The organism is Chryseobacterium sp. Chry.R1, from assembly GCF_039645525.1.
Lineage (GTDB): Bacteria > Bacteroidota > Bacteroidia > Flavobacteriales > Weeksellaceae > Chryseobacterium > Chryseobacterium proteolyticum.
In genome coordinates this window covers 4,545,377-4,566,464 of the sequence record NZ_CP151793.1, presented here as the reverse complement: position 1 = coordinate 4,566,464, position 21,088 = coordinate 4,545,377, and the positions used below count along the sequence as shown (strand labels likewise).

General features: G+C 31.5%; 13 protein-coding genes and 1 pseudogene. 5 read left to right on the top strand and 9 right to left on the bottom strand.

Annotated features, from left to right (window positions below):
* Positions 1-119 precede the first annotated feature (119 nt).
* Together AAEU33_RS20315 and AAEU33_RS20310 are read right to left on the bottom strand one after the other, a co-directional pair.
* The gene (locus tag AAEU33_RS20315; RefSeq protein WP_345989974.1) at positions 120-548 is read right to left on the bottom strand and encodes a hypothetical protein; all 429 of its coding nucleotides are present in this window, start codon (positions 546-548) and stop codon (positions 120-122) included.
* A gap of 212 nt (positions 549-760) precedes the next feature.
* Entirely contained in the window at positions 761-1,702 is a 942-nt protein-coding gene (locus tag AAEU33_RS20310) for a retropepsin-like aspartic protease (protein ID WP_345989972.1), read from the bottom strand.
* A 292-nt stretch (positions 1,703-1,994) separates the two neighbouring features.
* Between AAEU33_RS20310 and AAEU33_RS20305 the strand changes: the two genes are divergently transcribed.
* Positions 1,995-3,188, top strand: coding sequence for a HAMP domain-containing sensor histidine kinase (locus AAEU33_RS20305; RefSeq protein WP_345989971.1), 1,194 nt, complete (start codon positions 1,995-1,997; stop codon positions 3,186-3,188).
* The gene (locus AAEU33_RS20300; protein WP_345989969.1) at positions 3,178-3,867 is read left to right on the top strand and encodes a response regulator transcription factor; all 690 of its coding nucleotides are present in this window, start codon (positions 3,178-3,180) and stop codon (positions 3,865-3,867) included. Before AAEU33_RS20305 ends, AAEU33_RS20300 begins: the two co-directional genes overlap by 11 nt.
* Positions 3,868-3,910: 43 nt before the next feature.
* On the opposite strand, the pseudogene AAEU33_RS20295 reads toward AAEU33_RS20300, so the two are convergent.
* Positions 3,911-4,477 (bottom strand): annotated as a pseudogene (locus AAEU33_RS20295) (recombinase family protein).
* A gap of 121 nt (positions 4,478-4,598) precedes the next feature.
* On the opposite strand from AAEU33_RS20295, the gene AAEU33_RS20290 reads away from it, so the two are divergent.
* Positions 4,599-4,841, top strand: a complete 243-nt coding sequence (locus AAEU33_RS20290; RefSeq protein WP_345989968.1) for a hypothetical protein — start codon at positions 4,599-4,601, stop codon at positions 4,839-4,841.
* 504 nt (positions 4,842-5,345) lie between these two features.
* Here AAEU33_RS20290 and AAEU33_RS20285 read toward each other — a convergent pair.
* Both AAEU33_RS20285 and AAEU33_RS20280 read right to left on the bottom strand, forming a co-directional pair.
* Positions 5,346-5,600, bottom strand: a complete 255-nt coding sequence (locus tag AAEU33_RS20285; protein ID WP_345989966.1) for a hypothetical protein — start codon at positions 5,598-5,600, stop codon at positions 5,346-5,348.
* A gap of 149 nt (positions 5,601-5,749) precedes the next feature.
* Positions 5,750-6,265 (bottom strand): hypothetical protein, encoded by a 516-nt coding sequence (locus AAEU33_RS20280; RefSeq protein WP_345989964.1) that lies wholly within the window; start codon positions 6,263-6,265, stop codon positions 5,750-5,752.
* A gap of 3,061 nt (positions 6,266-9,326) precedes the next feature.
* Here AAEU33_RS20280 and AAEU33_RS20275 point away from each other — a divergent pair.
* Positions 9,327-11,981 carry a T9SS-dependent M36 family metallopeptidase gene (locus AAEU33_RS20275; protein ID WP_345989962.1) on the top strand — a complete coding sequence of 885 codons (2,655 nt, stop codon included), beginning with the start codon at positions 9,327-9,329 and terminating at the stop codon, positions 11,979-11,981.
* 812 nt (positions 11,982-12,793) lie between these two features.
* The gene (locus AAEU33_RS20270) at positions 12,794-14,185 is read left to right on the top strand and encodes a M60 family metallopeptidase (protein WP_345989961.1); all 1,392 of its coding nucleotides are present in this window, start codon (positions 12,794-12,796) and stop codon (positions 14,183-14,185) included.
* A 556-nt stretch (positions 14,186-14,741) separates the two neighbouring features.
* On the opposite strand, the gene AAEU33_RS20265 is transcribed toward AAEU33_RS20270, so the two are convergent.
* From AAEU33_RS20265 to dinB, 4 genes are all read right to left on the bottom strand, one after another.
* Positions 14,742-15,428 (bottom strand): hypothetical protein, encoded by a 687-nt coding sequence (locus AAEU33_RS20265; protein ID WP_345989959.1) that lies wholly within the window; start codon positions 15,426-15,428, stop codon positions 14,742-14,744.
* Between the two features lie 189 nt (positions 15,429-15,617).
* Positions 15,618-16,736 carry a hypothetical protein gene (locus AAEU33_RS20260; RefSeq protein ID WP_345989957.1) on the bottom strand — a complete coding sequence of 373 codons (1,119 nt, stop codon included), beginning with the start codon at positions 16,734-16,736 and terminating at the stop codon, positions 15,618-15,620.
* 56 nt (positions 16,737-16,792) lie between these two features.
* Positions 16,793-19,882 (bottom strand): DNA polymerase III subunit alpha, encoded by a 3,090-nt coding sequence (gene dnaE, locus AAEU33_RS20255; RefSeq protein WP_345989956.1) that lies wholly within the window; start codon positions 19,880-19,882, stop codon positions 16,793-16,795.
* Positions 19,883-19,894: 12 nt separating this feature from the next.
* Entirely contained in the window at positions 19,895-21,034 is a 1,140-nt protein-coding gene (gene dinB, locus AAEU33_RS20250; protein ID WP_345989954.1) for a DNA polymerase IV, read from the bottom strand.
* Positions 21,035-21,088: the final 54 nt, after the last annotated feature.

Below are 21,088 nucleotides of genomic sequence, written 5' to 3'. Positions count from 1 at the left end.
ATGCAGTAAGTTATTTATTCTTGATCTTTTTAAGTGGCACTATTTGAAACGATATTACAGACTTTTAACTGCAATACTGGCACGATTCAAACCGAAACAACTGGCACAATAACTCCGTTTTAGATGGCACAAATCAATCCGTTATATCCATTAACAATTTGTTGGAAAGGTAATGCTCCATATGCAGCAGCAAAACCCGTCTCTACATCTTTTGTAAACATTTCCGGTTTATCTAACTCAGAAACTTTGGCTTTAAAATTAGCATTTGAACTTTGATCTTTCATTTTCTGGCAAGGATTTATATCTCCTGTTCCCCCTGTTCCTCCGTCTCCAGGATTTTCCGTACATGTTGTAATATATCGAGTTTCCCAGTAACCTCTAGCAGCGTAATTATCTTCAGTATACCACATTGATACGGAGCTTACAGAGCACATTGCTAGTCTTGCAGTAGTTGAAGGCTTTACTTCAGTTTGTGCTAGTGGCTTTCTTTTTTCTACAGTAGTATATGGCTTCAAACCATAAATGGGACAAAATTTCCACTCTATCACATATTTACTTCAGACATTAAATTTGTAGGTATTGATACTAATTTTTTTGGAATTGAAATATCTGATATATCTTTACTGATAATATTATTTATAGATATAATTCTTTGCCCTTCCTTTAAGCTTTTCTTATATGCATCAGTATCTTTTATAACACTTGATGTTATAATTTCGTTCCTCTCGTCACTATACTTTAAAGATGTAGGACTAATTTCTTATTTAAAATTCTTATGAAAAAGATAATTAGGCTTTAAATAAAGATTTTTATTCTTATAATCGAGAATGAAATTAAATCTGTTAATAATTTCGCTTCCCAATATCCCTAAGAGATTATCTAAAGAACTAACACCTTGTTTATCCGATGAGAAATGAATTCCTAAATTTTCATCTTTAATTATGGTGCTACCTAATTGAATACTTTCAATAAGACCTTTATTATAATTTGTTTTGTTGCTCAGATTGATACTACTTTTCGTTATTGTTTTTCCAATCTTATGTATTAAATCATTTTTTTCTGTATAAGGTGCATTTACCAGAAGATTTAGTCCAGCACCGCTATCAAATAGTATATCACCAGAAAATTTTTCGTTATTTCTTAGCTCAAAAGTAATTGGAAACCTAGGAATTCCAGAGTAAAACTCAAAAGGAATCTTTTCATAGCCATTATAATCTACTGAGTCATCAAACTTGTATAAATTCATGGTTTTTGTTTCAAAATCAATTTTAGTGACATAATTTTTTAAAATCGCTGCACCTATAATTCCATCAAACTTTTTCTCATATAATGTATTGAACCTTGATAAATCATCTAATACAATATATGTGCTGTCTATAGAGTTGTTCCGGTCTAAGAATATTTTTTGATTTATCACAAGATCATAAAGTTTCTTACCTCCTGCTCCCTTAACTTCTGTTTTATAATTCGTTTTAAGGTTATATTTTTCTGCTATTTTCTTGTCTAACATAGTTGTATTTGCTCCTGTATCGAAAAAAAAGCGCAAACTATCTTTTTGATTTTCCATGGGAAGCTTTATAAAGATAGATTTATTGTCCTTTGATAATTCGAAAGGCAGTTTTATCTGCTGTGCATAAATATTAATTAAACCTAGTAATGTAGTAAGGAAGAAAGTTAATTTCTTAAATTTTGTATTCATCATTGAATTTTTTTATTAATACAAATTTAGTTACTATCAAAAAGTATCTTAGTTATCAAATTGTTATCAAGTGTTAAACAATGTTATCAAATTGTTTTATTATATTTTATAATATGTAATATTGATGTATAGAAATATAAATTTCATGTATAATTTTTTTATTCGTTTCGGAAAACCGTTTTTAATACTAACAGTATTGATAGTTCTTATCTTTCAAGGGTATTGGCTGAGGAATACCTTTGAGTCTAAAAAGAAAGATTTACTGGAACGGACAAGATTAGAAATGCAGCAGACCTTGTTTAATAAACTGATGAGTGAGCTTTCGAAGAATCCTGAAGTGAAATCGGCTCTTGGAGAAAAGGAAGGAGTGATAAAAGAATCTTATAAAAAAAACAAAAATATAAGGGTGGTTGTTTTAGAATCAAATAATTTGAAAAGCAACAAAACAACAACAAAAATAAATATTTCAAGTACAAAGACCGACAGCCTTCTTTATTCATCTATAAAAAGGTCTATGCCGGTACTGTTTAGATATGGAGATATAATAGTTTATCATAAAATTAAAAAAAAGATAACCAGTTATCCTTCAGGGCAGGCTTTAGATCATGAAAATACAACAGAAGAAATAAATTCATTGCTTAACGATAAAGAAAACTTTAGTATTCACATAAAAAACTTATATATAACCACAATTTATTCTATATGGGGTCCCATCCTATTTTCCATATTTTATATGCTCCTTTTCCTCGGAACACTTTTCATATTATATCGTAATTTGCTGCTTAATAAGAAACTCCTCAAAAACAAAGAGGTGTTTACCCGCAATATGACGCACGAGCTTAAAATTCCAGTATCTACTATTCTAATTGCAGCTGAAGGACTGGGAAAATATGATATAGCAAATGAGTCCGAAAACGTTAAAAAATTTGCACATATTATCCAGAGAGCAGGGAATCAGCTTTCTTCTCTTGTAGAATCAATCCTACAGAATGCCCGATCTGATAGTAATATGGAAACATTGGAAATGAAGCCGGTAAATTTATTATCTTTATTGCAAGAGATAAAGGATAGTCTTTCGGTTATTATAGTAAAAAAGCAGGCAGAAGTTAAGCTGGAAAACATTAATGGAAATATTTATGTAAAAGGAAATCCAGAACAGCTAAGGCAGATATTTCTAAATCTGATTGACAATTCTCTAAAATATTGTGATAAGCAGCCCATAATACTTATCTCTGCAACCAAAAAAAATAACCGCATCATGATAACAATTCAAGATAATGGCATAGGTATTCCAAAAAAATATGAGAAAGACATTTTTGATCCTTATTTCAGAATTATGAATAATGATTTACACGAAGTGAAGGGTTTTGGTTTAGGTTTAAGTTTTGTGAAGAGCTCTTTGAAAAAACAAGGCGGAAATATCCACTTATTACAGACTCAAACACAAGGTACAATCATGGAAATAAATATGCTTTCGTATGAATACTAAAGTCAGAGTATTATATTTAGAAGACGATGCAGATCTTGGAGAAGTAACCAGCGAAATACTGGGTAGAGAAGGCTTTTTGGTAAAATGGGTCAATAACGGAGAGAAAGGGCTTGAATCTATAAAAGATCAATCATTCGATATTGTTATCGCAGATATTATGATGCCCAAGCTGGATGGCTACACTTTCTTGAAGAGAATTAGAGAGCAGGGAAATAATATTCCTGTGATTTTACTCTCTGCAAGGGTATTAACAGAAGATGTATTAAAAGGATTTTCTATAGGGGCAGACGATTATATACGAAAACCTTTTAGTATTGATGAGCTTATAGCAAGAATGACTAGGCTTCTTAAAAATATAACAGTTTCGGCTGCACCTATAAAGACTATCAAAATAGGCGATTATGAATATAACCCTTATACCCTTAAGCTAAAATATAAAGAACAATCTCTCAGCCTTTCTCCAAAGGCCGGAGAGATTTTGCATAGACTTGCTACCGGTGAAAACGGTATTCTTTTACGTGATAAGACGCTCATAGATCTTTGGGGAGATGACAATTTCTTTAACGGCCGTAGTCTGGATGTTTTTATTTCAAAGCTGAGAAAGTTACTTTCAAAAGATCCCAGAATTAATATTTTAAATATCAGAGCAGTAGGTTACCGATTAATCATCGTGGTATAAGATAAGATCTATATAATATAATGCATCGTGAATTATAAAAATGTTATTCATCAATCATTCTCATGTACTTCTTTACCTTTTGTACTGTATTTTTAGAACAATCAGTTAATTTTGAGATTTCAATAATAGTTGGGGAATTTTTTCTTTTTAAATAATTAATAACTGATGGATATTTAGCTAGGAATTCCTCTATTGATTCAGTCGTATCCTTCATTCTCCCTTTATAGGTTCCATTGGCTTTTGCAATTTGAATTCCTTCTCTTTGCCTTTCTAATATGGAATTTCTTTCCATTTCGCTGATATTTGCTAAAACGCTTATTATCAATTTAAATGTAGGATTCTATTTACCTCCCACCAAACTCTCCAAACCTAAATTGTCTACTTTTAAACAGATATTAATTTTGTGTAGCTTTTCAATTGTCTGTAACACATCAAGTGTATTCCTTCCCAATCTATCTATACTAGAAACGCTTATAAAGTGAATTCCATTTTTTCCAATGTCATTGAGAAGCTCCTTTGCAGAAGGTCTCTGACTAAATGGAATAGAACCAGTTACTTTATCAATATAAATTTTTTCGTCAGGATATTGCTTTTTCCAACTGCCTTTCAATTTTTTGATTTAAGGTGGATACTCTGATATATTTATATTCACAAAATATTTCTGATGCCTAGAATAAATCTTTTAAAAGAAAAAGATATTGAGCTTTTCGATAATCCTGTTGAATTAACAATTGAAGAAAAAAATATTATTTGCATTAGAACTTAATAATGATTTTGAGCCTAAATTAAAAAAGGGAATAACAACAATTGGGTATATTCTTCAAAGAGGATATTTCTTAGCGCAAAGGAAATTTTTTGTTCCAAAACAATTTCGGAAAGATGATATAATATATGTAACGGAGCTTTGTGGACTAAAATTTAGCGAACGAAAGAATATGCACTTATTTGCGTTAGGGATTGTAGCAATTGTTTGAAATACTTTTTATGAGAAAATAAAAAATAAAAATTTCTGATATGAATCTCAATAAAAAGATTGAGTATGAAAAGCCTATCCGTAGGAACACCAAAAACTAAATTATAGTCAGAAAAATAATGTCAGCAGGATGTGTTAGATAAAAATAAAAAAAAGCTCCCTTAAAGGAAGCTCTAAACAATTCTTTAGTTTGCTATTTTGTTTTCATATTAATAGCTTTCCAGCTTTCAGCAGTTATAACAAGGTTTTTATCTAGTAAAATCCAATTTTCTGATAAATCTCTATAATACTTTTTAGAAGTGATAGAGTCTTTTCCATTTATAAAAAAAGTAGTCATGAGTACAACCATTATGATTTAACTATCGTAGGTATTTCGTGAGCCGACCCTTATATAAACGATTTGAGGACTTAAATTTTATCTTTTTTCAACATATAGCCGAGCCGGAAATCTTGATAGTATCTATGTTTTATCCATCCATACAAGAGTGTATATAGCCATTAGTTTTTAGTGTTTTTTGGCTATCTCTGTATCTTTTTTTTGTACGTTTACTTGTCTTGTAAATTCCTCTGTAACAACAAGGGTGTCTTTCTTAAGGGAATCTTTCTCTACGGTAATTGAGTAATTCTGTCCTTTAGGAATAGTTAATTTTCTAACGACCTTGTGTTTCTTCGGTATGTAATTTTTTTCCACGGACTTTTTGACCTGAGAAAAACAAAGCGAAAATATTAATATCGCTAATATTGATAGTGTCTTTTTCATACTTTAAGTTCATTATTTAATCTAGTATCTTTTTTTTTATTTTACAACTAAAATTTGATCATTGGCAAAAAAACAAATATTATTAAGTCATAGCCCTATCTTTCCTTTTGGAAAAAGCAGCCATTTACTCTCAAAAGACTATTGTCCTGTTATTTAGCTTTCAGAAATTCTGTAACATTAATCTTTCCTTTCTCTTCAAAATCAGTCACCTTTCTATTTTTATCAATAGAAACATTCAGGTTATCATTTTTAAGGTCATAATAAATAGAGGTAGCATATGCCTGGCAATCATGTTGCTTACATCCATGAATTTTATAAATCCCGTTCTCAGATACAATAGGACTTTCTACATTGAAACTTTTTAACATTTCATCATATTCTTTTCCAACCACTTTCTTCAAACGATCCGTAAAACTCTTATCTTCAAATAATTTGATATTATGAGGATATTTTCCGTCATTTTTTGTTATAATGTCAATTGTAGTAGCTACCAAAGGAGCCTTAGCTGATACTGAATCGGTCTTTGGTATTGCAATAGAATCTTTTGGTAATATTGTTTCTAATGTGTCTGTGCTTACAGAGGATTGTGTTTGAGCTTCTTTTTTACACGAAACAACAGTAGTAAATAATGATAGCGCTAATACGCTGGCAATAACCTTTTTCATAATAAATTTATATAATGTTTTAATAGTATAACGAATTTAAAATAGATTTATTTTATATAAAAATTTTTATATCACCTGTTGCCCATTTAGAGTAAGTTAATTTTTTATGATTATTTAATTAGTTTATATTTGAGAATTTCCATAATACCATTTTTTTTGCATTCCAATCATTATCATATAATCCGTTTCTCTTTAATCTTAGAGGGTTAAATACCTCTAATCATTTGTTAAACAAGAATTTTGATATATAATTTTATCCAATTCATTTGTAATTTCCTGAATTTGTTTGCTACTCAGCCTACAGAAAGAAACAGTATGTTTAGTAGGAAAACAACTTATTCTAGGTGAAATTTTAAAGTGTATAATCAGAATAGTCTTAAAGAATGTACTTATCAGCTCATAGCAAAGAAGATATTTCTTTTCAGATGTAATATAATATATCGAAGGATGAGCATGATTATTAATAAAAGGATGATTAACCTTGATTCTTAGAATCTGACCTGTGCTCTCAAACCTCATTTGTTTTACTACCATAAGATTGTATATAATCCTCCAAATTATTAAAAATAAAAAAAATAGTATATATATGAAATTTTCAATGCTGTGAAAGACAAAAACAAAAGATATAATGCAAATTAGAAACAATATCTCTATGAGCATGAATAGTCTTACATTATTTATATTCGCTAACTTCATTATTCGGTTAAAAATTATCTGAATAAATATTGCCTTCTTTAAGTTCTAAATGCGCACAAATGTTCTAATTAATAATTAAGAAGGCAATATTTATTCAAATTTAAAACCAAATACATCTTTATATTTATATATTATAGCCTATATTTTGTACATATTAATATATTATGGATTCGAAAATAAAACTTGATACTATGTTTCATGAATTTAGTTCGCGATTTATTTTACACCGATACTGACTAGGAGAAATATGCATATATCTCTTAAAAATTTACTAAAGCGGGATGGTTCTGTAAAGCCTACCTTATATGATATTCAATATTTTTAATTGTTTCATTAGAATCTAATAGGATTCTTACCTTTGAAATTGTTTTTTCAACATTCCAAGTTGCAGCTGTTTTCCACGATAAACATTTTATCATTAAATTGCCCTTCTACCAGCCAATTATTCTTTTTCTTAAAAATAATTGGTTTAAAACAATATTTAATCATATTTGCTTCACTTTCATCTATGCTAATTTTCGAATTTAAATTTCCAACAACTGTATATGGGTCAATTATTTTTTTTAACATTGATAATCAAAAATAATTAATTAAATACGTATATATTAAAAAAATGATAAATTAGAAATGAATAATATTGCTTTTCTTGTATTTATGAACTTAATCAAGCATATTATTAAAAGAGTCAAATTTTAGTTAAAGACTTATAACCGAAATAATCACAGAGACCATAATATTTTTACTATTCTTTATAAATAACAAAACGACTATTTAATGCATAAAACAAAAACTCCCTAGAATTATCTAGAGAGTTTTACATTATTATAATTCTCACTTTTGTTTGCTAAAAGTACAATTTTCTATATAGGTAATGTTCTTCCTCATAGTTTTTAACTAGAATTGAAAGAATTTCTAATTCATCTGATTCTTTAGAATTTGGTATAATATCAGTCTGCATTAGTTTATAGATTCTTTCCAGACACTTTTCATACTGCTTTTCAGTTTTAATTAATCCTTGCATACTTTTATTTTATTATTTTTTCTCTAGTCTCATCAATTAATATCACTAGAACTATTATATTTAAAAATCATATCTAAGATTACCTTTTTTAACCTTAAGTATACTATCAAAGATATTAACTTTTAATTGTTTTTTCAGCAAATAATTTCTTGAGTCCTTTTTCGTCAAACTCGTTCTCAACTTTAATGAGGTCAAACTTTCTTTGTAAGCTTGACCAAAAATCAGGCGTTCTACCAAACACAAAACTTATACAAAGTGCTATATTTGGTGTAATTCCACTTTTACAATTAATAACATTGGATAGTGTCAACATTGTTCTATCCAAGTACTCTGAAGCCTCTCCTATCGTTAACTGTGTCGGATCGATTACAAATTCTTTAAAAACTTATCCAACATGGACATTTAGACTTCTGTGTCTTTTTGATTGCCATAAATTAAGACTCATTTTTTAATTAGTGATAGTCAATTAGATCCAAGTATGTTGCCTGCTTAAAATTATTCTATAGTTCCCTGAAAATGATATAGACCGATAATCGGAGCTGTTTCCTTTTAAATTGTGAGGACCTAAAATGCTGAAGGTTTTTTAAATTTTTTAGGAACTTTTTCTAGCACATCAACAACAGCTAGAATCATTTTGACTTTTTTACTAAATGCTGTGTACCTTACTAACTTCTCCTTCAATGTATAAAAGATTTAAGCCTTTATGCTTCATTGAGATAATAGCCATGAATTTGAAATTTTTTCTGTTTTTTTTCTGCAGGTTTGTAAATTGCTCATTTCAATTATTTATTTGTTTTAAAATTGATTATAGTTATATTGTTTTATGTATAGTATAAACACACACTATTTATCCTTAATGTGAAAACATTAATAAAACTTTCTCATTTTATTCAAGGTGCTAAAAAAACAAAGTAATAAAAGTAAGAATATTTATAGCGGTCATCTAATTGATCCACAGTACCATCAGAATATCAAACCAATCAAGTAATTTTGCTTTCTATAAGGTCAGTCGACAAAATAGAAAATTTGGCATGTTAATGATTGAAAACAACAATTTTAATATTCATCCTTAATGGGGTTTAAACCAAATTTAGGCTTTTAGGATGATGTGTAATTCCTTAAATGGAGACTTTGGTGTCCTTTTTTAAAAAAGTGCAATCTGATTTATTTTACAGATAATAAACTTTAATATAATAAATTATATTGAAATTATAATTTTAAATTAAAATTTTATAGTATTTTTTGATTAATGTTTAAATTGATAATTTTTCATTTTTTTAATCATTTCAATGATTAATTCGCAAAAAAATACATAAATTAGCAGCATACTAAAAAATATGTATTATGATTAGAATTAAATTTACTATTAAATTTTTACTTTTATTCTCCCTCGGCTGTTTTGGCTCTCTTTCTGCCCAGAAATATGAGCGGATTATAGGAGGGTATATGAATTCTGCAAAAGGACCCTTACAAAAAGTCAGCTCGGAACTGAAAGCTTTTCAGATTATCAATGTTGATCCATCTAAAAGTTTGAAAGGTGAAGTGGTAGGGATACAACAGACTCTTAATGGAATCCCTGTTTTCGGTAGTTCAGCAAATGTTTTGGTTCGTGGAAATGAAGTTTTAAGCTTTGCAGACACCTTCATCAAAGATTATCCTACCAGTATTAAAGGTAAAGAAAGTGCCAATAAAGATCTCATGATCAATGAGGCAGTAAAAAAAATTAATAAGAACGCTTCTTCAAAGGATAGTAATACATTACAAAATCCTATTAAAGCAACAACCGTTTATTACTCAAAAGCAGGTACTTTACAATTGGGATACCAGTTCTTTATTGAAGAAAAAGGAACAAGTAATGTGTGGAATGTGATTATAAGTACTGAAGACGGTTCTATTTTGTATAAGGAAAATACAACTGTTTCATGTGATTTTCATTCTGATGCTTATGAGCATTTACCTTTAGAGATATCTCAAACGAATGAAACAGCACAATCTTATTCGCTTCCGGCAAATCTGAAAAAGACAACTACTAATTTTGCTTTTGCGCCAGATGATGCCTCTTATAAGGTGCTTGCATTTCCTATTGAAGGACCAACATTTGGAAACAGAACGCTGGTGTCTAATCCGTGGGATCTAACAGCCTCTCCAGAGGGATGGCATTCTGATGGAACGAATCATTATACCATAACAAGAGGAAATAACACCTATACATATACGGATGAGAATAATACAAACACACCTCAGTTTTCTCCCGATGGAGGTGCATCAAGAGTATTTGATTTTCCAATGGATGTTACTTTGCCTCCGCAAAATTATACCTCTGCAGCAGTAACAAATCTGTTTTACACCACCAATAAAATGCATGATGTGTTTTATAAGTTTGGATTTACAGAATCTGCCCGAAATTTTCAGATGAATAATTTTACCAATGGTGGTACTGGAAATGATCCGGTTCTTGCTGAAGCTAGAGATGGAGGAGCTTATAATAATGCAAATTTTAACCCGGCCGTAGAAGGAACAAGTGGTAGAATGCAGATGTATCTTTTTGAACCAAAAGATATGCAGAATCTTTTTTATAATGCACCGGCAAACTTCACAACAAGAATACCGAAAAGTACTACCGCTGCTTTTGGACCGGCACTTGAGGGGAATCCTCCGGTAACGGGTGATCTGGCTCTGCCAGTTCCTGCAAATGCGTGTAGTGCTGTTTCGGCAGGAACCCTGACTGGGAAAATTGCCGTAACTACTGCAGGAGGTTGTGCGTTTGCACTTAAAACAAAAAATCTTCAGACAGCTGGAGCTATTGGTGTTATTCAATACCACCCAAACAGTGATACACCAGTGGGTTTAGGAGGATCTGATGCTTCAATTACAATACCTACTATTATGATTGGAAAATCAGAAGGCGAATTTTTGGCTAATCAATTAACAGCAGGGACTACAGTAAATGCAACGCTGAAATATGATAAGCAGAATTATATTTATAAAGACGGAAGTCTTGATAATGGTGTAGTTGCACATGAATATGGACATGGTATCTCTAATCGATTGACTGGTACAGGAAGCAGCTGTTTATCATGGATCGATGATAATGAACAGATGGGAGAAGGGTGGTCTGATTTTTTTGCTTTAATGGTAACCAACAGGCCTGGAGATAATGCCTCTGTGCCAAGAGGAATGGGTACTTTTACGAAAGGAGAACAAATCAATGGAGCTGGTATACGACCTGCAAAATATTCACCTGATTTTAACATTAATAATTTCACTTATGCCAAGACTAACGGGATGAAGGTTAATGATGTACTGGGTGGTGTCTATCCGGTTACAAGACCAGATGTTCACAGCATCGGTTTCATTTGGGCTACAATGTTATGGGATCTGAATTGGAAGTATGTAGAGAAATATGGTTATAACAGTAATGTATTGGCTGATCCTAATAGTGGAAGTGCAAAAGTATTACAATTGGTTATGGACGCTCTTAAACTACAGCCATGTAACCCAAGTTTTATACAGGGAAGAGATGCTATATTGGCTGCTGACCAGGCAACAACAGGAGGAGTTGATAAATGTATGATCTGGAAAACGTTTGCAAAAAGAGGGTTGGGAGTCAATGCAAGTCCTGGTGGATTGAATGGCCTTTATATGGGTTTCAATGATCCTGCAGCTGATCTTAATGATCAGGTTGAAGATTTCACCATTCCAACTGAATGTAACACACTAAGTACAAAAGAAACGATTACTGCTAACAACAGTGGAATCTCAATCTATCCAAATCCTGTCAAAGATGAATTTAGCATAAAAGTACCTTCAAACACAGACCTATCCGGAATTACGACGGTAGCAATTTATGATCTTACCGGAAAATTAGTTAATACAGAATATATTAACCTTAACCAACAACAGAAAGTTAATGTTTCCAAATTAATCAATGGACCTTATATGGTTAATATTACAAGTAAAACAATTAATTTCACTCAGAAAATTATTGTATTAAAATAATAGAATGTAATAATTCGATCGGAGGAGTCTTAGAATCTATATTCTAAGGCTTTTCTTTTTTACCCTTCTCAAGTACATTATACAAGTTTGATACTGGCAAGCACATTAGCTGTGATTTCAAGGATAGGAGCTATTTTTTTTGAATAAAGTAAATCCCGACAACGAATAACATGATTTCCAATTATTTTCTATAGAAAAATACCTGTGGCAGGTATCAGAATCAATTTGAAGCATTTAAAATATTATGTTGATTTACAATAAATAGGGTTTATAAGTTCTTCTAATTCCGGTTGTTTATCAGTTGGTAACAATACTGATCTGTAGATTTCTTCAAATTATTTTATTCCAAATATTAATATTCGAAAACGGTAAGCCAATTAGAGTTTTAATTTATATTAATAACTAAAATTTAGCAAATACTTTTGTATTTTTTGCATCTAGTATTGTAATTTCGCATCTTCTTTTTGTAATTGACAAATTCCGAGGCATGATCTCCGAAGAATTGCATGTAATATTTTACTTGAAAGCAAATTTATCAAGACAAATTAAACAACGGAGATTAAAAATAGGATAAGAAAAGTTTTAGTCTATTTTATGAAAATATCAAAATGTGTTCTTATTGTAACCTTTACCGCTACGCTAAGATTCTTGACAGTCATACTAATGAAGAAATAAAGAAATGGCAATTAAAAAAATAAATAAATTCATTTTAGTTTATTTTTTACAAAATATAGTTCTTAAATTATAATATTTTTTTCAATTAGTGTGGTAGCTTTGTCAATTGTATGAGTACATAAAAAATATAATTATTTATGAAAAAGAATATTTTTGCCTTTTTAAATGGAATGTTTCTTTTGTTATTTTCCAGTTGTCAAAGTGATATTATGGATTCCAAACAACCTGAAAATATTTCTGTAAAAGCTTTTAATAAAAGGGTGGTGTCTAATCAGCCAACGAACGATTATTATGATGTAAATTCTTTAGGAGAAAAAAATCAGATGTTTTCTGAACATTATTCTGCTAAATATGAGAAAGATAGATTGCAATCAGACTTTTTATTAACTGATTTTATGCCAACAGGATTTTATGTTGAGGCCAATAAAGCATTAACCCTTAATGTCGAGCAAATTAGTGGAACAACTCTTCCAAAATTACTTATCGGAACTTATGCTAGAAAAGGAATCAGTAATAAACCACAAGAAGTACAACTAGCTGCTGGATTAAATACCATTACGGCAAATGATAAAGGAGGGTTGCTTTGGGTACGTTATGGGAATGATTTGTCACCATCAAGTAAGGTAAAGATAACTTTTGAGTCGGGTTATGAGAAGGTCCCTTTATTTATTAAAAATAAAACTGAATCAACTCATTTTGCCTCACAAATTTTATCTGCATCTGCAGGAGTTGATGATGCATTATTGATTGGGCAGAATGTTTATATTGTTCTAAGTAAGAGACAGAAGGATTTGAGCACTCAAAATAATAATAGTATTTTAGAAAAAATAGATACTTATTTGAAATTAGAAGATGATTTAATTGGTCTGGATAACTCAAGTGATCTGCATAGATCAATGAAAATTCCTCAGTTATTAACTATATGTATCCCCGCATATGCAGGTGGATTTGCTCAGTCCTATGTAGCAGCCACTTCATATGGCATTAAAGACGATTTTGTAAAAATTGCAAGACATGAATTTGGACATCTTCATCAGCAATCATGGACAACACAACCAGAGACTATAGCACAGTTTTTTACAATTTCTGTAGGTGTTGACGCTAATATACCGAAAAACAAATATGCAGAAGGTTATGGAACTTGGAGTAATGTATGGTTAGACATGGATGATTACTTCAATAAATCAATTGATGAGCGAGATTATAGTAAAATTCAAAACTATAATGCTAGACTTTCTGGAGCAGGATGGCTAGGAGCAGCAATGCTAATACAATTGAAGTATGCCTATGGAAATGATTTTTACAGTAAATTGTTTAAAATAACTAGAGAAGAAAGACCAATTTTTAAAAATAGTAGTGATAAATATGAATATTTTATGACTAAATCTTGCAAAATTTCGGGATACGATTTAACTGATTTCTTTAAAAAATGGGGATTTAAATTTCCTAATGCTTATTCTGCAATTGCTGCACTGCAATTACCAAAACCACCTGTTGACCCATCTACTTTTAAAGATTATAAAGATTAGAATACTTATGTGTGCGTGTGCTATATCAAATAGATTCACTATAAACTAAGAAGGAGTGAAAAGTATCGGAAATAAAATAATGAGACCTTTTATAGGTCTCATTTCCGTATATCTAAAGTTTATTGCTGGAAGGTTTTTTCCAGCAGAGTCTCTTTTGTAGGCTTAGACTAAATTAGTATTTTTTGTCTTATGTGTAAAATAAATATATAATTTGTGGACAATATTTCTTCATTTGAATCTCAAAGTTTTGAGACGAAATTTCAATTGGCTTCTCTGGTTTTATTTTTCTTGGTTTTATTAGGCGGAATAGGAATAATTGCAAATGTTATTCAGCGTTAGTTAAAATTTTAACAGATTTTTTGAATTTTTATATTTAGGGATCAGTCTACGAAAAGTAAAGTTTTTGTACTTTAATGAAAGATCTATTAAAACAATTCTTTGATAGATTTTGATAATCGGTAACATCAATGGGACCTTTTTTGTAAATATTATTTAAAACATACGAAAATATATCATCTATATTATCATTTTCCTGTATTACGTATAAAATTTTCACTCATATATTAACAGCAACTAATATGATTTCTTTGAAATTCTGTAGTGCAATATAATCCGCATTGGATTTTATATTTTTTATAAGTAAATCTGTACTCGTTGTTTTGGATGAAAAAGCTGCTATAAATCCAATTTCTCCCTTATAACAATTTTCTTTCGAAGTTTCACAGAAGAAGTTTTGTATATCAACAATATCAGTGATATGCTGTTTGTCATTATAAAATTGAGCTAATTGGCCTAATGCATTTCCATAGGCATTTTGGCTTGCAACGTATTTTGCTTCTCCGAAAAGAATATTAAAATTAGAGTTTTTTGAGTAAAAATCAAATCCATGATTATTAATAACTTTCTTTTTAAAAAGTTCGGCGAGCGGGACATCTAAATAGTTAAATTGATTTACGATAGATAATCGTGCTAATTCAGATACAATGTATTCTCCTGAACTAGAGGTTACTTCATTAGCATCTTCCTGAATAATCTTTGTACTTATATGTTCTACAGTAGGCTTTGCTCTTTCTTCGTAACTGGATCTGATATAATCCTTATCAAAACTGCTTAACCAACTTAGGTTTGTCAAAGAATCAAGAATATTTTTAAGGGTCAATTGAAGATCAGTAGGATTAATCCTCAAAAATTTTATATGAGGCTCTATTTCTAAATTATCGACAATAAGGTATCCGTCGTTCATAAATCATTTTAAAAGTTAAAAAGACTAAATATCTATGATGTGTTTTTGTTAATAAATTTACAAACAATAAAATGAATAATTTTACGGTTTCCAGTATTTAGGATTCAAAAATATTATATGGATTTTTTTACTTTAATTATTTCTAAGTCAGAATTAAAAAAATCCTATTTCAGTTAAAATTTGCTTTAATTAATGACTAAATGAGTGAAGTCTATCCCTTTGATTCTTAATTGAAGTCGGGTTTTTGGGCCGTTTTTCTAAAATATTTTTTATCTGTTGAAAACATAAATTCATTTCCTTCAGGTGAGTATCAGTAAAGGTTTTAGTTGTTATTCCAAAACTATCAAAATACTTGTTTCTTTTCGTCATTTCTTTTTCCCATTTCTCCTTGATTTCCTGATTGACCAATGTTTGTTTTTGTTGAAGATTTGATATTTTCATATGTGATGATGCAGGGCTTAATTCAATCCCGACGAAATCGACTGTGTGTTGATTCAATACTGTAAAATCGAGTCTATATTCATGTTTTTTTATTAAACCTGCATATCTGAATTCAGGAATTAAGAAAGGTTCATTTAGTGGGTCTTTTGAACTTTTAATATACTCAACATACATATCATAAATTTGTTGTTCATACTCTGACTTGGATAGTCTTTTTAAAACACTTTGATAGAACGTTAATAATTCATTTAATAAATTGAATTTAATAGGATCATTTAAAGTGGGATCAATCAATCCTGTTTCCATGATATGACCGATAGTCCAATAACTATAGTTAGCTTTTCTTATTTCACTTTTGTCTGTTCCCCATTTGTCGATCATTCTTTTGGGAGCAATTATTAACCCGTAGGTTAATTCGTAACCAAACCAAATAGCCCATAAATTTTCATCAGGTTTTAATCTGAGCCTAGCATTGAGATTTTTAAAAAAATTTCTTTCCAAAAACTTTTGAGTATAATAGAATATTTCTTCATCCTGAAGTAATAGTACATTACGGGAGGCTGCTTTTGAATCCCAGTCGAACTCATCATTTCTTAGGAGATAAGCTTTTCTGCTTTCTTCAAAATCATCATTTAATCCTTTTAGCCAATTGGAAAAAAAATCATTAAAGTCCAAAAACTGTGTTCTAACACTATCAACGTATGTATTATTTTTTCCTCCAATAATTCCATGAAAAGATTGTATTGTTACATCTCTTTTTAAAATAGAGGATGCTCTTTGTAATACATCATTTCTTTTTTCATTAATTTCTAAAGTCAGTTCTTCAATAATTTCATAAATAATCCTTTCTTCTGCAAATGGCTTCATAGTTATATTAGTTTTATCAAATATAAGTAAATAAGCTTTTTGCTAGCAGTGTAATTTTAATCTAAATTATTTTTATAACCCTTTTTTCTAGGTAATCCTATTTTATGCTCTTGCGGATATGGACTACGATGAGTCATACTCACATCCTCCCGAAGGCTTCTTTGAATTTCCTGAGATTTGTCTTTATCCATTGAGTATCGGGGATCTGGAATAAGAGGCATTTTAGCCATCTTTGTAATAGTAACAGAAGGAAAGTGATAATCTACTTCGACTGTACCAAGCAAGAGATAAATGCCTCCTTCCTTAAATGGAAATTTTTTAAGACTGTCTGGAAAATGAGCCGTATCAAAATAGTGTCCTTCTGCATCAATCCAGGTTCCAAAGTACATATCATCTTTTTGTCCAGGATAATTTTTCCTTTTGATCGGGACATGTTTCCTTGAGATAAGATAAGCCAGCATTTTGACTTGTTTCTTATGGTATTTCACCAGATCTTTCACCAGAACATGCCCTCTATATTTTGTTTTCAATAAATCAAATATGGAATAAGAAACAGGAAATCCGAGTATTTCGATTTCATCAAAAGCATCCTCAAAACGATCCCTTTGGATAACGGGTAATTGATAATCTCTTTGGGGCTGATCAAATAATGAAATCGTTTTGGCTCTGTATTGATTCTTTGACAACAGAAATCTGGCTTCAATCAATAGCTCATGTTTTTGTTTACCGGTAAACCTGAATGCTCCTACAAAAATAAGTATCTGTAATGTTTCTATACCGATGGGAATTCTTTTTACAAAGTCTTCCAATGACTTATAATTTCCGTTTTTATTTCTCTCTTCAGGAATCAATTCCTTAATAAGGCCTTCCAATCTTTCAATGTGCATTAAACCTAAGTATACCTCTTTTTCATAGAGGGTTGTTTGATACTCACTGAGATTCACACATGGATTGTAAATCACGGCTCCTGACATTTTAGCTTCATGGATATATACTTCTGTTCTGTAAAACCCACCTCCATTATTGATGGCTGATACCATAAATTCAATAGGGTAGTGAACTTTTAAGTATAAACTCTGATAGCTCTCTACGGCATAGGACGCTGAATGGGCTTTACAAAAGGAATACCCTGCAAAGGATTCTATCTGCCGGTATACTTCTTTGGATAATTGCTCGGGATGTCCTTTTTTCTTACAGGATTCAAAAAAATCATCTTTTAATTTCTGTAGTGCAGACAATGATCTTCCCTTACCACTCATAGCTCTTCGCAGTACATCTCCATTGGCGGCAGATACACCCCCGAAATGCATGGCAATTTTTATCACATCTTCCTGGTATACCATAATGCCATAGGTTTCACCGAGCTCTTTTTCAAAGACCTCATGAAAATATTCAAAATGGCCGGGATGGTTATGTCTAAAAATATATTCCCGCATCATTCCACTTTGGGCGACACCCGGACGGATAATAGAAGAGGCGGCTACCAATACTTTATAATTATCACATTTCAGTCTTCTCAATAACCCTCTCATAGCCGGTGATTCAATGTAAAAACAGCCAATGGTTTTTCCAATACTCAGGAATTCGTTGCATGTGGCTTCATCCTTTGACAGGGTGGTATCCTGAATATCGATGGTAATACCTCTTTTTTCCTCAATGAGATTAACCGTATCTTTTATGGTTCCCAGGCCTCTTTGAGATAGGATGTCAAATTTTTCCAGACCGATATCTTCAGCAGTATGCATATCAAACTGAACGATTGGAAACCCTTTTGGCGGCATTTCTAATGCAGAATATCGGGTGATGGGTTCTTCAGAAATCAAAATTCCACAAGAGTGCATACTCCTTTGATTAGGAAAATTTTTTAAGAGTTCTTCATATTTGTAAATCAGCTGGACAATTGAGTTTTGATCATGCTGATTTTTCGGTTTTTTGGAGAGTTCATCCAATTCATCTTTAGGCAGGCCAAATGCTTTTCCAAGTTCTCTGAACCTTGATCTGCTTTTAAACTCTACGTTGGTTCCGCAGAAAGCCACATGATCTTTTCCATATTTTGAAAATATATATTCCAGAATTGTATCCCGATTTTTCCAGCTCCAGTCAATATCGAAATCAGGAGGTGTTTTTCGATTGAGGTTTAAGAACCTTTCAAAATACAGATCCAGTTCCAGAGGGCATATATCGGTAATTCCAATACAATAGCTGACAATGGAATTTGCTCCGCTTCCTCTACCAACGTGCATGAATCCCATACGATTGCTGTATTGTATGATATCCCAGGTGATCAAAAAATAGGCGCAAAAATTAAGCTGGTCAATTACTGCCAATTCTTTCTCGACTCTTTCTTTAGCCTGAAGATGATTGGTGCCATATCGTTTATGCAAACCTTCATAAGCCAGCTGTTTTAAAAGCAAGAAATCATTCTCCTTGCTGTCAGTGAAATGTTTTTTGTTTTTTGGAGTTTTAAAATCAAATTCAAAACTGCTTGCCTCAACAATATATTGGGTATTCTTAATAATTTGAGGATAGTATTGATATTTTTCTAAAAGCGTCCTTTTACCAATAAAAGTTTCATTGTTCTTGCAATAATCATTGTTTGATAATTTGGTAATCAGTGTATTGCTTGCAATAGCTCTAAGAAGCTTGTGAAGTTGATATTCTTCTTCTGTTTTGAAAGTGACAGGCTGCAGAATTACCATTTTAGAAATCAAACATTGCCATTCCGGTTTTATCAGAAGGTTTAATTCATCTGTTCTTATTCCTATAAATTCATGATCAAGGAGATTATCGGGAGTATTCTGTAAGGGATAGATCACAAAAGTATTTTTCAAATAAGGATTTGTTTTTGGAATTTCTATTCCCTCACAGTTGTAATCTGTTAAGAGCTTGTTAACTTCGGTAATACTCTCCTGGTTTTTGGCAATGCATATATAATATAATTCATTTTCAACTCTTATTTCTACCCCTACAATCGGTTTGATATTCTTTTCCTGACATAATTTATAAAAATCATAGATTCCTGTAATGGTGTTGATATCGGTCAAGGCCAGCACTTTTAGCTTATAGTCAACAGCCTGCTGAACCAAATCTTCCAGAGATAAGGTACCGTATCGCAAGCTGTGATAAGTATGACAATTGAGAAACATAATCAATAAAAACTAGCCTAATATTCCTGAAGCCCTTCCTACGCTAGAGGAGCCAAATCTATTTTTAATCTTATCCAATGTCTGATACAGAGATATCAATTCCTCAGTATCTTCAAAAAGATCCATCTGATGGCAGCCATGAACAAGCCCTGTAAATCTTACCCCAATAAGTCGGATTCTCATTCTTCGGGTATAGACTTTCTTGAAAAGTTCAAGGACATATCGTAATAAGGTGTGATCTGCCGAAGTGTAAGGGATTTTGCATTGTTTGGTTTCCGTATCAAAATTGGCATACCGGATCTTTACCATAACGGTTGAGGTCAGCCATTTTTCCTGCCTTAGCTGATAGCAAAGCTTTTCTACCATTCCGGAGAGAATACTTTGAATATTTTGTATATCAATAGTATCCTGTGAAAAGGTATTTTCAGTGGATATAGATTTTCTCTCAGAATAAGGTACAACAGGAGTTTCATCAATTCCATGGGCTTTTTTCCATAGAACTGTTCCGTTTTTTCCAACCAGCTGCTGCAGGATATCAACAGGCATTTCCGAAAGGGTTTGTATGGTCTTTACACCCAGTCTTGAAAACAGTTGAAAAGTTTCAGGTCCTACCATCGGAATTTTCTTTACCGATAACGGGTTTAAGAAGGGTTGTATATGCTGTGCCTTGACTTCCAGTCTTCCCGGTTTTGCTTCCCCTGTTCCAATTTTTGAAACTGTTTTATTGGTAGACAGCGCAAAGCTTATCGGCAAACCTGTGTTATGGGTTACTGCATCAGCAATATCATTTGTCCATTGGTAGCATCCGAAAAATTTGTCCATTCCGGAGAGGTCAAGATAAAATTCATCAATGCTTGCTTTTTCCAAGACCGGAACTTTTTCCCTGATAATATCTGTTACGGTATGCGACATATTGGAATAATATTCCATATCACCTTTTATGACCAATGCTTCAGGACAAAGCCTTAAAGCCATTTTTATGGGCATTGCGCTCCGCACCCCAAATTCTCTTGCCTCATAGGAGCAAGATGCTACCACGCCACGGTCTCCACCACCTATGATAACGGGCTTTTTCTCCAATACAGAGTTTTTAAGCCGCTCACAGGAAACAAAGAACGTATCCAAATCCATATGTGCAATTGCTCTTTCCATGTTACAAAATTAGTTACGTTTTGAAACTAATTTTGTATTTTTGTTGTCTAAAAT

Bases quoted from the DNA above. Each gene is read 5' to 3' on its own strand.
- AAEU33_RS20280 (WP_345989964.1), bottom strand. From the start codon at position 6,265: ATGAAAAAGGTTATTGCCAGCGTATTAGCGCTATCATTATTTACTACT.
- dnaE (WP_345989956.1), bottom strand. From the start codon at position 19,882: ATGTTTCTCAATTGTCATACTTATCACAGCTTGCGATACGGTACCTTA.
- AAEU33_RS20310 (WP_345989972.1), bottom strand. From the start codon at position 1,702: ATGATGAATACAAAATTTAAGAAATTAACTTTCTTCCTTACTACATTA.
- AAEU33_RS20260 (WP_345989957.1), bottom strand. From the start codon at position 16,736: ATGAAGCCATTTGCAGAAGAAAGGATTATTTATGAAATTATTGAAGAA.
- AAEU33_RS20265 (WP_345989959.1), bottom strand. From the start codon at position 15,428: ATGAACGACGGATACCTTATTGTCGATAATTTAGAAATAGAGCCTCAT.
- AAEU33_RS20270 (WP_345989961.1), top strand. From the start codon at position 12,794: ATGAAAAAGAATATTTTTGCCTTTTTAAATGGAATGTTTCTTTTGTTA.
- dinB (WP_345989954.1), bottom strand. From the start codon at position 21,034: ATGGAAAGAGCAATTGCACATATGGATTTGGATACGTTCTTTGTTTCC.
- AAEU33_RS20300 (WP_345989969.1), top strand. From the start codon at position 3,178: ATGAATACTAAAGTCAGAGTATTATATTTAGAAGACGATGCAGATCTT.
- AAEU33_RS20285 (WP_345989966.1), bottom strand. From the start codon at position 5,600: ATGAAAAAGACACTATCAATATTAGCGATATTAATATTTTCGCTTTGT.
- AAEU33_RS20275 (WP_345989962.1), top strand. From the start codon at position 9,327: ATGATTAGAATTAAATTTACTATTAAATTTTTACTTTTATTCTCCCTC.